Consider the following 12,359-nt stretch of genomic DNA (forward strand, 5'->3'; position numbering starts at 1 on the left):
CTCCCTTGCGTGGGTGTGCCGTGCGGTGCCTCAGGCGATGAACTCCGGCTTGCTGCGCGGTCGTCCGCCCGGGCCGCTGTACGCGAGCCCGAACCCCGGCATCGTCGCGAAGCCCGCGTCCGGCAGGCTGTCGCGCAGATCGGACCACGCGTCCATGAGCCGGTCCTCCGCCGCGTAGTCGAACGGGTCGGTGAGCACCTGCTCTTCGGCGCCGCCGGGCAGTGGCCGGTTCTCGGCGAGCCAGCGCGCCGTGTGCTCCAGCGCCGTCCGCGGGGCCACCAGGTCGCGGTACCCCAGGTCGGCGCGCAGCCGCGACAGGTCGAGCACGCGGTGCGCCGGCGACGGCTGCATCAGCAACGGGCGTGCAGGGACCGCGAGTTCGAAGGGCATGGAGACGATCTCGAAGTTGTGGCCGAGTGCCGCGGCCACGGTCTCGACCACCTGGCGGACCGTCAGCACCTCGTCGTCCGCGGCGTTGTAGATGCGCCCGGCGCTGCGCTCGGGATGGTCGACGGCCAGCAGCAGCGCGTGCGCGAGGTTCTCGGTATAGCCGTGGTGGTGCAGGGTCAGACCCTCGTCGGCCAGCACGATCCGGCGGCGGCCGTCCAGCACCCGACGCACGACGCACCATTCACGCGGCGCCAGTTGGCGGGGGCCGTACACGTAGGGATAGCGCACGTGGGTCGCCCGCGGGTGATGGGCGAACACGGCCTCCTCGGTGCGCACGATGCGGAACCCCTTGGCGTCCTCGGCCGCGTCGCGCACCAGCGGCGCGTCCTCGCCGACCGGGACGGGCAGTCCGGCCGGGCCCGCGACCTCCGGGTTCATCCAGCCGCGGTACGCCGGCACGCCGCCGACCGACAGGAACCGCCCGGTGCGGCCGGCGAACGCCTCGGCGATGCGGCGCAGCCGCCCATACATCGCTATGACCATGTCGTACGCCGGACCGGCCGCGGCCTCCCGCAGCGCCCCCTCGTCGTACGGGTCTAGGTGCACGTGCCGCACTTCCTCGGGGGTCTCCGGCGACTCGTGCGTCCCCCGGTGCAGGATGCTGATCTCGTGCCCGCGGGCAACCAGCCCGCGCACGAGCGGGACGCCGGTCGGGCCGGTGCCGCCGACAACGAGGATCCGTTCGCCCATGTGCTGTCGCCCTCCCGCGGGACCGCCAGATACTTGACGCAGTCAGCTACCACGACGGGGCGACCGTATCCGCAGGTCGGCACGGGTACAAGGGCGATCCCGCGGCGGCCCTCGCGGCAATCGGGTGCCGGTGCACGCCGTAGCATGGACCCATGGGTTTCCTGCGCCGCCGCCCGCCCGCCGGGCCGGACTTCGACGTTCTCGCCATCCCCTTCACCGACTGGCCGGGGTCGGTGGTCGTGCACATCCTGCCGGGCGCCGACGGCAGCTGCCAGGGGATCTTCGTTCGGTACGACCTGCTGGCCGGCCGCGGCCCCGCGATGCTGATCGGCAACCTGCCGGCCGGATCCCCGGGTCGGGCCGAGGGCGTCGGGCGTATCGAGGCACAGCAGCTGGTCGCCGCCCTCGGGCACGAGGAGATGCCGGAGGAGTTGGGCGTCGAGGAGCACCCGGTGATGCAGGACGACGGGCTGCTCGTCGTGCGCCGCGTCAAGTACGCCGAGGGGCGGCTCGCCTGCGTCGAGTTCGACCGCAGCGACGACGTGCAGGTGCGCGTCGTGTCGTGGGACCGGCCGATCACGGACGACATCTTCGCGCTGCTCAAGCCGATCCCGGCGGAGTCCTTCAAGGTCTGAGCCGCCGCGCGCGGCCGTGCTCCGGGCGGCTGCGCCGCCGCGCCTCCTGCCGCCGCCCCGTCTCCGCCGCCGCACCCACGCCCCACGCCGCCGCACCCATGCCGCCGCGCCTCAGCGGGTGGCGCGCTTCTCGTTCCCGCGGCGGTAGTTGCCCGTCGCCCGGGCCGGCAGGTGCTGCACGGCGGTTGCGTCCCCGGCCGCCTCCGCCGCCTCGATCCCCGTGGCGAGCCGCTCGGCGGCGGCCCCCGAGACGGTCACGACCAGGCGGCCACCGCGCGACACCAGCACCTTCCGGTCCTTGGTCACGCGGTATTCGAAGGGATCGCTGACAAGCCGTCCACGGGCGTCTTCCGGCATGGCCGCCAATCTACGCGAGCCCCTCCAAGTCGCCCGGTTCGGGTCGCCGCACCCGAAATGTCGGGTTAGCGTGCGTGCACAGGAGATCCCGGGCGCACCGCCGGGGACCGGCGGAGGGCTGGGAGCGCATGCGGCGGCTGGCACGGATGTTCGCGGCCGCCGTCATCCTCGGCTTCGCCGCGCTGCCCGCCCTGCCGGGCACCCCCGCACCCGCCGCCCACGCCGAAGGCCCCGTCACGCTCTCCTCCGGCCAGGTCACCGACAAGGTCGGCGCGCTCGACGGCCGCAAGGACGAGGTCGAGACGGCACTCGCCCGGTTGGACCAGTCCCAGCGCCTGCAACTCTTCGTCGTGTACGTGCGTGACTTCTCCGGGCAGAGCCCCGCGGCCTGGGCGAACACCACCGCCGTCCGCAACGGCCTCGGCCGCGACGACCTCCTGCTCGCGGTCGCCACCGGGGCCCGGCAGTACTACGTCTCCGTCGACAACGCCGCGCGGCTCACCGAAGCGCAGGTCGACGAGGTCTCGCGCATCGCGATCGAGCCGCACCTGCGGGAGAACGACTGGGCCGGGGCGGCGATCGGCGCGGCCGACGGCTACACGGCCATGCTCTCCGGCGCGCCCGTCGTGCCCGGACCGATCGTCCCGGGGGCCGCGAACCCGGACGGCGACGGCGGTGACGGCGGGGGAGTACCCGGCTGGGTCCCCGCCGTCGCGGTCGGCGGCGTGGCGGTCGCGGGCGGCTACCTGTTCGTACGGCACCGCCGCGCCGGCCGCGACGAGACCGGCGCGGCGCCCGTACCCGGCGGTGTCCCGCTCGCGGAGCTGGACAAGTCCGCGAGTCGCCTGCTCGTCGAGACCGACGACGCGGTGCGCACCAGCGAGCAGGAACTCGGGTTCGCCACCGCAGAGTTCGGTGAGGAAGCGGTCGTCCCCTTCGCCGCCGCCCTGGACTTCGCCCGCACGGAACTCGGCGCGGCGTTCCGGATCCGGCAGCGGCTCGACGACGACGTCCCCGAGGACGACGCCGCGAAGCGGGCCATGCTCACCGAGATCACCGCGCGCTGCACCGAGGCCAACCGGCGCCTGGACGAGCAGTCCGACGCGTTCGACCGGCTGCGCGACCTGGAGGCGAACGCACCGCAAGTCGCCGCACAGGTCGCCCGGGACGCGGCCACGTTGTCCCAGGCCGTCGAACCCGCCCGCGCCACCCTTGCGCAACTCACCCGGCGGTACGCGGACTCCGCGCTCGCCCCGGTCGCCGACAACGCGGACCAGGCCGCCGAGCGCCTGGCTTTCGTGCAGGACGCGCTGACGGACGCGGACCGCGAGCACACCGCCGGGCGTACCGGACCCGCCGCGGTCTCCGTGCAGGCGGCGGAAGCCGCCGTCGCCCAGGTGGGGCAGCTCCTCGATGCCGTGCACCGGCGCGCCGCCGAACTGGACGCGGCGGCGGCGTCGTTGCCCGGCCTGATCGCGGAGACACGGGCCGACCTCGCCGAGGCGGACGCGGTGGTGGCCGCGGGCCGCAACGACCCCGCCCTTGTCGGCCTCATCGCCCGGGCACGCGGCGAACTCGCGGACGCCGCCCCGCAGCCGGAGCCGGGCTCTGCCCCCACGGACCCGATTGCCGCCGCCCGGCGCATCGAGGAGGCGGACGCCGCGCTCGACAAGGCACTTGCCGACGTACGCGACGAACAGGACCGGGTCCGGCGGGCCCGGGCCGGGCTGGACCAGGCGCTCGGCGCGGCGCGTGCCGAGGTGGCGGCGGCGTCCGACTTCGTCACCACGAACCGGGGCGCGGTCGGCGGCACCGCGCGCACCCGACTCGGCGAAGCGCAGCGGCACTTGGACCAGGCCCACGCGAGCGCGTCGGCCGACCCCGTGGCGGCCCTCGCGGAGGCGCAGCGGTCCGCGGCCTTGGCCGGTGAGGCGATCGGCCTCGCGCAGCAGGACGTGCAGCGGTTCCGCGGCGGCTACGGCGGCGGCGCGGGTGGCACGGGCGGCGGGTTCGGAGGTGGACTCGGCGGCGGATTCGGGGGCGGCGGCGGAGGGTTCGGGAACCTCGCCGGAGTCGTGCTCGGCGGCATCCTCATCAACGGCGGCCTGGGCGGCGGGCGGAGCGGAGGACGGGGCGGCGGACGGGGCGGCGGTCCCGGGCCGGGCAGTTTCGGCGGCAGCGGTACGCGGGGGCGCAGGGGAGGTGGCGGCCGGTTCTGACGTACCAACACCCGTTCGCAGAAAGGCAAGGCGCACATGAGCAGCAAGCAGACGGTCCTCGGCCGCGTCACGCAGCTGGCCAAGGCCAACATCCACGCCCTCCTCGACCAGGCCGAGGACCCGCAGAAGATGCTGGACCAACTGGTCCGCGACTACACCGAGAACATCGGTGAGGCGGAAGCCGCGATCGCCCAGACGATCGGCAACCTGCGGCTCATGGAGGACGACCACCGCGAGGACGTCGAGTCCGCCGCCGAGTGGGGTCGCAAAGCCCTGGCGGCCAGTCAGAAGGCGGACTCCCTCCGGGCGTCGGGCGACACCACCGACGCGGACAAGTTCGACAACCTCGCCAAGGTCGCGCTGGGCAGGCAGCTGGACTACGAACGGGAGGCCAAGACCGCCGAGCCGACCATCGCCGCGCAGCAGCAGTCGGTCGACAAGCTCAAGGACGGGCTCTCGAAGATGCGTGAGAAGCTCGACGAACTGCGCAGGAAGCGTGACGAGTTGGTGGCCCGCGCCAAGTCGGCCCAGGCGCAGTCGCGGGTGCACGACGCTCTCAAGAGCGTCGACGTCATGGACCCGACCAGCGAGGTGTCCCGCTTCGAGGAGAAGGTGCGGCGTGAGGAGGCCCGCGTGCGCGGTGCCGAGGAGCTGGCCGCGTCGTCGCTGGACGCGCAGTTCGAGTCGCTGGACGACGTCGCGGACGACGCCGAGGTCGCGGCCCGGCTTGCCGCCCTCAAGTCGAAGACACCCGCCTGACCGCGGAACAAGGCCCAGGAACAAGGCCCGAGGTCGAGACCAGGGGACGGGGAACCGGGATCGGAAACACAGGCCTGGAACACTGACCGGGAACCCGGAGCCAGCGGCACGAGGCCGGCGGGAGTGGGCTCCCGCCGGCCTCCTGTGCCGTTCGTCCCGAGTGGATCCGCTCCCAGGGGCCCCGCCTCCTTCCGTGTCACGCGGCGGTACGGTCCGGTCCGTCCGGGGACCCGGTCCGATGTCGTCCTCGGTCGCCGGTCAGTGCGTTCCCACCGCGGCACGCACGGCCCGGCGTACCGTCGTGCAGTCGTCGTGCAGACGGCGGAGCAGTCGCCGTTCGTCCTCGCCCGCCGAGGCCTGGTCGTGGATCCGGATCTCGCGGACCAGCACGAGCATGAGGTTGACCAGGAACGCGTCGCGCGCGAACGAGCCGCTTTGCTGCGCGGACTGGACTATCTGGCGTCGTGTCAGCGGGTCCCGGGCGAGCAGCGACCACAGCACCGCGAGGTCGTAGCCCGGCAGGTGGTAGCCCACGAACTCCCAGTCCACCAGGGCCGGTCCGTGCGAGGTGAGCAGCATGTTCGAGAACAACGCGTCCCCGTGGCACAGTTGCAGCGGCAGGCGGGACAGGCCGCGCAGGAGCTGCGCCAGGTCGCCCGCGTCACGGTCGGTCAGCAGCCCGAGCGCGTGGTATCGCTGTACGCGCGGCACGTAGTCGAAGGCCGCCTGGAACGAACCCGAGGGCGGCTTCCACGCGTTCAGCGCGCCGAAGGCCTGGAGCACCGCACGGACGTCGCCGCGCGGCAGCGCGGCCCCGGGGTGCCGCTCCACCGCCACCGGCCGTCCCGGCACGTGCTCCATGATCAGGATGCGCCGGTCCGGATCCGCACCGAACAGCCGCGGCACCCGCACCGGCGGCCGCTGCCGCGTGAACGTGCGGTACGCCGATATCTCGTGCCTCAGCCGCTGCATCCAGTGCGAGGAGTCGTCCACGAGGTACTTCGCCACCACCGGGTTGCGCCCGACCGATCCGGTCATGAGCACCGACTTCTGGGTGCGCCGCATCACCGCGCCCGCGACGAATCCCGGGCACACTTTCGCCGCCGCGGCGGCCACCACCGACGGTGTCACGGGCGGCTGTTGCGGTCCGCCCTCCGTCCCCCGCCCCGTGCGGTCCCGCGAACCGCCCCGGCCCGGCGCCGGTACGCGCCGTCCCGCCGCGTCCGCGTCGCGCCCGACCGGACCGTACCCCCCCGGCACCCCGCCGCCCGTGCGCTGGCGCCCCGGATCGGCCCCCGGCGAGCCGGGCGGGCGCGGCCCGCTCTGGCTGTTCGCCCGGCCGCCGGCCGGACCGGGCTGAGCGGGACGGCGCGTGGGGGGCGAGGTCGCGGGGCCGTACGCGGAGGGCCGCGGCGAACTGCCGCGCACGGTGGGGCCCGACGTGCCGCGGGCCAGGGGTGACGGGGAGGGTGACATCGAGGACCTTCCTGCTCCGGGGATCCGGGAGGGTGCCGCCAAAGGCCGCGCGGTCGACCGGGGGGCGGTCGGATCCGCACGGGGCCGGACCGGGGCGTCCTGGGGGCCGCCCCGACCGGTCGCCGGCACCGGTGGTGGTGCTGCCGTGCGCGTTGCTCGCATGGTGCTCGGGTCGTACGCCTTGCGCGGCGACACGGTCCGCGGCGACAGGGTCGCGTCGGCCCAGGACCGGTGCCGGGATACCGGCCGCGGGGTGGGTAGGCCCCGCGTTCCGGATCCATCACCCACGAGACTCCCTCGCGCGGGTGGTGATCCACGTGGCGGACCCTGGCGAACTGTGGCGAATCGACGGCATGCGCCTTGCCCCGCACTAGCCTCGAATCACCGAGCAACCTGGGGGCTCGAACGTGAACGGCGAATCGAAGGGCGGGCCGACATGCGGCGCGGGCGCAACACCAAACTGGTGGATCTCTTCGCGCTGACCGGTTGGTCGAAGGGCGAACTGGCCCGGCTGGTCAACCGGCGCGCGGCCGGCATGGGGCACCCGCAACTGGCCACCGACACCTCACGGGTGCGGCGGTGGCTGGAGGACGGGGAGTGCCCGCGCGACCCCGTCCCGCGCGTGCTCGCGGCGCTGTTCACCGAGCGACTCGGACGTGTTGTCACCTCCGAGGATCTTGGCCTCACCGGGCGCCCCAGGCACCACGTACCAGCCGTTCCCGAGGAACTGCCGTGGAGCACCAAGCGCACCGTGGACGCCTTGACCGAGTTCACGGGAATGGACCTCATGCTCAATCGGCGTGGCTTCGTCGGAACGGGATTCGCGTTGGTCGCGGGCCCCGTGCTTGTCACCAACTTCGACCGCTGGCTCGGCACGGCCAAGTCCGCGCCGGGCGCCGGCGCCTCCACGGCGGTGCCGCGCGCCAACGCGTTCGGCGCACGTGCCTCGTACGCTCCCATCGACGCGGGCCCCGTGGGCTCGGAGGAGGTCGCCGCGCTCGAACACGCGGTCACCGTCTTCCGCGCGTGGGACGCGAACCGGGGCGGCGGCCTCCAACGCAAGGCCGTCGTCGGCCAGCTCAACGAGGTCGGCAACCTGCTGACCGCGGACAATCCGGGAGCCGTCAAACAGCGTCTATGGGCGGTGGCGGCGAACCTCTCCGTACTGGCCGGCTGGATGTCGCACGACGTGGGCCTGAACCCCACCGCGCAGAACTACTTCGTCATCGGCGCGCACGCGGCCCGCGAGGCGGGCGATCTACCGCGTGCGGCCGAGGCATTGTCGCGTGCGGCCCGGCAGATGGTGCATCTGGGGCGGGCGCGCGACGCGCTGTCGCTCATCGAACTGGCCCAGCGCACGGCGGGGGAGCGAGCGACGCCGACCACGCGGGCCATGTTCCACACGGTGGAGGCCTGGGCGCAGGCGGCACTCGGGCAGTCGGTCGAGTGCCGGCGTACGCTCGGCCTGGCCGAACGCGAGTTCACACGTGCGCAGCCGCAGGAAGACCCGGACTGGATCGGCTTCTTCGACAGCGCGGACCTGCACGGCATGCAGGCACTGGTGTACCGCACCCTGGCCGACACCGACCCGTCGGCGGTCCGCCCCGCGCAGGAACACGCCCAGAAGGCCATGGAGTTGCGGGCGCAGGGCCATCAGCGATCGCAGACGTTCGACCTGATCTCGCTGGCGTCCGCGTACCTCCTCGACGGCCAGGCCGACGCGGGCGCGCAGTACGCCCGGCTCGCCATCCGCTCCACACGCGAGGTCTCGTCGCACCGCACGTGGGACCGGCTCGGGGACATGCAGAAGCTGACCGGGCGGTACAAGGACGTGCCGGAGATCAGAAGCCTTCACGAGGAGATCGCCGAAGGCGGGGGGCCGACGGGGCCGACGACGGCATAGCCGAGCGTCGGCCCCGGTACCGTTCCGGGCCCTGCCCGGCTCCCCGCCTGCTCGCTCCCCGCGTCTCGCGCTTACCCACGTCGCCTTCGGGCAGTGGCGTCCCGCGCGCCCAGGTCACGCATGCTGAGTCACACGTGCATCTGTCCTCTGTGCCGCTCGTGGGCCTAGGGAGTGTCTTCACATTCGCGTCGGATAGCCCGCGGGCCGTGGTGCGTGCGCTTGCAAGGCGCGGGCCGCAGCTCGGCCTGGGTTTGGCTTGGGAGGGCCGTCAGACCCGGCGGCAAGGTCCGCAACGCGGCGAGCGTGCGTGCCACGGTTCGCGGGCCCGGCGAGAATTTGAAGACACGGCCTAGGTCACGCGCAACGCCATGACGCAGGCGTCGTCCTCGTAATCGGTGTGGCCCAGGCGGCTCACCACGATGTCCACGCACGAGCGCGCGTCGGCCCCGGTGAGCAGCGGAGCGAGGGAGAGCAGCGACCGGATCGAGTCGTCGATGTCGATCCCGCGGCGCTCCACGAGGCCGTCGGTGAACAGCAACATCAGGTCTCCGGCCCGGAGTTCGAGGCGGAGCTCCTCGTAGCGCGGTTCGTCGTGCACACCCAGCAGGATGCCGCCCGGCATGTCCGGGATCGAACCGTGGCCGTTGCGGAAGAGCAGCAGCGGCGGATGGCCGGCGCGGGCCATGGTCAGCACCCGGCGGTCGGGGTCGTACCGGCCGCACAGCGCGGTCGCGACGGCCTCGGCGGGCATGGCGTGCAGGACCAGGCGGTTGAGCCAGTACAGCATTTCGCCGGGCGGGGCACCGGTGATCGCGAACCCTTCGAGGGCGCTGCGCAGCGTGGTCATCCCGGCCGCGGCGGCCAGACCGTGCCCGGCCATGTCGCCCATGCTGACCAAGACCGTGCGGTCCGGGAGGGCCATGCCGTCGTACCAGTCGCCGCCCACCCGGAGGCCGTCGGAGGGGAAGTAGCGGGTGGCGACGTCGAGTCCGGGCAGCGCGATGGCCCGGGTCCAGCGCGGCATGACCGCGCGCTGGAGTTCCGCCGCGATGCGGTGCTCGGCCTGGGCGAGTTGCCGCTGTACGAGCAGTTGCTCGCGTGCCTCGGTCAACGCGGCCTGGGTCCAGCGCAGTTCGGAGACGTCCCGGAGGATGGCCCACACACTGCGCGGAGTTCCGTCGGCGTCCAGCACCGGTTCGCCGATCAGGTGCAGCGAACGCGTCGTGCCGTCCGCGCGCAGTACGCGGAACTCCGCCTCGGCAGGCGCGAGTTCGTTGAGCAACTCGCCGACCAGAGCCTCGACCTCGGGGAGGTCGCCGGGCAGGACATGGCGGGGAAGGTCGTCGAGGCGTACCGGGCCCGCCACCGGATCGCGGTCGAACAGCAGGTACATCTCGTCGGACCAGCGGATCTCATCGGTGTCCAGGTGCCATTCCGCGCTCGCGATGAGCCCGGCGTGCGCCCGCGGCGCGGGCACGGCGCGGGACACGAGGTCCTCGTGACCGCGACCGCGTACCGGCTCGTCGGGCGGCAGCAGCAGGTCGCGCGGTGCCGCCGGGCGCGCCGGCACCAGGGTGTCGCCGACCACGGTGTCGATCAGGCGCGGACGCAGGTAGCGCTGCGACCGGAAGACCTCGGGGACCGCCGGGAACGCGTGCGTTCCGTGCCGGTACGTCTCGTGCGGCCACGCGTCGTGGTCGCGGGCGGTGGCGTCCTCGCGTACCGGCGCGCACAGTTGCGCGAGATGGTCCAGCGACTCCTCAAGGCTCGACGACAGCAACTCGCAGACGTGCGCCCGGCGTGTGGACTCCTGCGCGGTGTACGTCGTGAGCAGGTCGTCGACCTCGGACCTCAGCCGGGCCACCCTCGTCATCATCGCCGACAGATCCGCCGCGTCGAACTCCGGCCGCTCGTGCATCCACCCGCCTACGCCCGCTTCCGTGTCGCCGCACCGACTCTCGCACAGCGGCGTTCCTACCGGGGGCGATTTCACCACATTGGTGGAGGGAGATGGCGGGTTGACGGTTCCGTACCGTATCGAGTGACCTGCTGACCGAAAACGATCGAGGTGCCCGCCGGAGGGCGTCCGTGCACGATCAGCTGTGATCATCGCGGGTCGGCCGCCCGATGGGCCGACGTACCGCGAGTCGACATGCCGCGCTCCGTCGTACCGCGAGTCGACGTACCGCGCCCCGTCGCACCGGGGGCCGGCGTACCCCGAGCGGTCGAACCGCGGGCCGTCGTCCAACTCTTCGGTTCCTCGCGATGCCCCTAGCTGCCGCCGACCCGGCACCCGCCAACGGTGTGTCGTCACCCGACCGGCCCAGTAGACGCGCGGACCGCCGCGCAAGCTGCACACGATGGAGCCTGATCCGCAGTCCAAGCGAGGTTCCGGCTCCGTCGAACACGCCCGGACGAAACGGAGGATGCAGTGGGAGTCGATCCTGCCGCTTTGCGGCGTTGTCATGTGGCCGTGGACCTGGGGGCGTCCCGGACCCGCGTCTACCTCAAGAACGACGGCCTGGTCGTCGACGAACCCAGTCTCGCCGCGGTGGACACCCGCACCGGAGGACTGGTCGCCGTCGGATCGGTCGCGGCCCGGATGGTCGGCCGGTCGCCGGACCATATCCGCGTCGCGCGCCCGATCTCGAGCGGCACCGTCGTGGACGCCGAGCTGGCGCAGTCGATGCTGCGCCAGTTGGTGGACCGTCGGGTGGCGCCGATCTGGCGCAGACCCGGCGGCGTACGAGCGGTGGTCGGCGTACCGCACGACAGCGGCCCGCTCACCCGCAAGGCGGCCGTCGCGTCGCTGGCCGGGCTGGGCGTACGGCGCGTCGAGCTGGTCGACATCCCGGTGGCGGCGGCCGTCGGCTGCGGCCTGCCGGTCGACCTCCCCGAGGCGGCCATGGTCGTGGTCTGCGGCGCGGCCACCACGCAGATCGCGGTGCTGTCGCTCGGCGCCGTGGTCGCGGCGTCGATCCTTCCGGTCGGCGGCGACGCCATCGACCACGCGATCGCCGAGCACCTGCGCGCGCGGCACGGGGTCGTCATGCCCACCGGCGCGATCCGGGAGATCTACGCCCGGCTCGACGCCGACGAGGTCATCACGGTCATCGGCAAGGACGTCGCCACCGGCCTCGCCCGCACGCTGGCCGTCGAGTCGGCGGGCGTACGCGACATCATCTGCAACCCGCTGGCCTCGCTGCTCGACGGCATCACCGGCGTACTGCGCCGGTCCCCGCCGGACCTGGTGGTCGACCTGGCCGACCGGGGCATAACCGTCGCGGGCGGCGGGGCGCACATCCCCGGGCTGGACGCGATGATCGGGGCCGCGACCGGGATGCCCGTACACGTGGCGTCGGACCCGCAGTCCAGGGTGATCGACGGCCTCGCCCGGCTCATGGACGGCCGCTCCACCAAGCCGCCGCGCGAACCCGTGCACGCCGAGACGTCTTCCGCGGAAGAGACCGCCACGGACCCGGAGGCCTTCGCCCCGGTGGCCTGAGGCCATCGGGAGACGCACCGGCACCCGGTGCGGGGCTTCCCCAAGACAGCTGCCGGTGGCAGCCACATGGATGCGGCCCCATGGTGGCTACCCAGAAGAGGCGGCCCGCCCGACGACCGTACCTTCGCGGTCGTGTCGTTGGTCCCCGACGGCAGGGGCGGGCCGCCCGCGTCACGGCAGCGGGCGCCGAGGCCCAGAGGCCCAGAGGTCCGGCTGCTCGGCGGTCCGGTGCGCGGGAGCCCAGTGCGCCGCAGTCCGGTGCGCTTCAGCCCCGGGACCTAGGTCGTGTCTTCACATTCTCGCCGGGCCCGCGGGCCGTGGCACGCACGCTCGCCGCGTTGCGGACCTTGCCCGGCCAAACCCAG

General features: G+C 73.3%; 9 protein-coding genes. 5 read left to right on the forward strand and 4 right to left on the reverse strand.

What is annotated here, in order from left to right; all coding sequences use genetic code 11:
- Window positions 1–30: 30 nt before the first annotated feature.
- Complete coding sequence (locus AB0C36_RS31920; protein ID WP_358360958.1) at window positions 31–1,140, reverse strand: NAD-dependent epimerase/dehydratase family protein; 1,110 nt, start codon at window positions 1,138–1,140, stop codon at window positions 31–33.
- Window positions 1,141–1,292: 152 nt separating this feature from the next.
- Between AB0C36_RS31920 and AB0C36_RS31925 the strand changes: the two genes are divergently transcribed.
- Complete coding sequence (locus tag AB0C36_RS31925) at window positions 1,293–1,775, forward strand: hypothetical protein (protein ID WP_358360960.1); 483 nt, start codon at window positions 1,293–1,295, stop codon at window positions 1,773–1,775.
- 111 nt (window positions 1,776–1,886) lie between these two features.
- On the opposite strand, the gene AB0C36_RS31930 is transcribed toward AB0C36_RS31925, so the two are convergent.
- A complete protein-coding gene (locus AB0C36_RS31930; RefSeq protein ID WP_358360961.1) occupies window positions 1,887–2,132 on the reverse strand; it encodes a hypothetical protein in 246 nt (81 codons plus the stop codon).
- Window positions 2,133–2,260: 128 nt separating this feature from the next.
- Here AB0C36_RS31930 and AB0C36_RS31935 point away from each other — a divergent pair, with 128 nt between their 5' ends.
- Entirely contained in the window at window positions 2,261–4,351 is a 2,091-nt protein-coding gene (locus AB0C36_RS31935; protein WP_435839158.1) for a TPM domain-containing protein, read from the forward strand.
- 36 nt (window positions 4,352–4,387) lie between these two features.
- Window positions 4,388–5,110 (forward strand): PspA/IM30 family protein, encoded by a 723-nt coding sequence (locus AB0C36_RS31940; RefSeq protein ID WP_358360965.1) that lies wholly within the window; start codon window positions 4,388–4,390, stop codon window positions 5,108–5,110.
- Between the two features lie 258 nt (window positions 5,111–5,368).
- Here the strand turns inward: AB0C36_RS31940 and AB0C36_RS31945 are convergent, their stop codons facing one another.
- The gene (locus AB0C36_RS31945) at window positions 5,369–6,370 is read right to left on the reverse strand and encodes a phosphotransferase (protein ID WP_435839159.1); all 1,002 of its coding nucleotides are present in this window, start codon (window positions 6,368–6,370) and stop codon (window positions 5,369–5,371) included.
- Between the two features lie 652 nt (window positions 6,371–7,022).
- On the opposite strand from AB0C36_RS31945, the gene AB0C36_RS31950 reads away from it, so the two are divergent.
- Window positions 7,023–8,489: a DNA-binding protein NsdB gene (locus AB0C36_RS31950; RefSeq protein ID WP_358360968.1), complete on the forward strand. Its 1,467-nt coding sequence runs from the start codon at window positions 7,023–7,025 to the stop codon at window positions 8,487–8,489.
- 349 nt (window positions 8,490–8,838) lie between these two features.
- Here the strand turns inward: AB0C36_RS31950 and AB0C36_RS31955 are convergent, their stop codons facing one another.
- Window positions 8,839–10,407, reverse strand: coding sequence for a PP2C family protein-serine/threonine phosphatase (locus tag AB0C36_RS31955; RefSeq protein ID WP_358360969.1), 1,569 nt, complete (start codon window positions 10,405–10,407; stop codon window positions 8,839–8,841).
- Between the two features lie 555 nt (window positions 10,408–10,962).
- Here AB0C36_RS31955 and AB0C36_RS31960 point away from each other — a divergent pair.
- Window positions 10,963–11,994, forward strand: a complete 1,032-nt coding sequence (locus AB0C36_RS31960) for a rod shape-determining protein (RefSeq protein ID WP_358360971.1) — start codon at window positions 10,963–10,965, stop codon at window positions 11,992–11,994.
- The last annotated feature ends 365 nt before the right edge of the window (window positions 11,995–12,359 follow it).

The organism is Streptodolium elevatio (assembly GCF_040649515.1).
Taxonomy (GTDB): domain Bacteria; phylum Actinomycetota; class Actinomycetes; order Streptomycetales; family Streptomycetaceae; genus Yinghuangia; species Yinghuangia elevatio.

Bases quoted from the DNA above. Each gene is read 5' to 3' on its own strand.
- AB0C36_RS31955 (WP_358360969.1), bottom strand. From the start codon at position 10,407: ATGCACGAGCGGCCGGAGTTCGACGCGGCGGATCTGTCGGCGATGATG.
- AB0C36_RS31930 (WP_358360961.1), bottom strand. From the start codon at position 2,132: ATGCCGGAAGACGCCCGTGGACGGCTTGTCAGCGATCCCTTCGAATAC.
- AB0C36_RS31925 (WP_358360960.1), top strand. From the start codon at position 1,293: ATGGGTTTCCTGCGCCGCCGCCCGCCCGCCGGGCCGGACTTCGACGTT.
- AB0C36_RS31920 (WP_358360958.1), bottom strand. From the start codon at position 1,140: ATGGGCGAACGGATCCTCGTTGTCGGCGGCACCGGCCCGACCGGCGTC.
- AB0C36_RS31935 (WP_435839158.1), top strand. From the start codon at position 2,261: ATGCGGCGGCTGGCACGGATGTTCGCGGCCGCCGTCATCCTCGGCTTC.
- AB0C36_RS31940 (WP_358360965.1), top strand. From the start codon at position 4,388: ATGAGCAGCAAGCAGACGGTCCTCGGCCGCGTCACGCAGCTGGCCAAG.
- AB0C36_RS31950 (WP_358360968.1), top strand. From the start codon at position 7,023: ATGCGGCGCGGGCGCAACACCAAACTGGTGGATCTCTTCGCGCTGACC.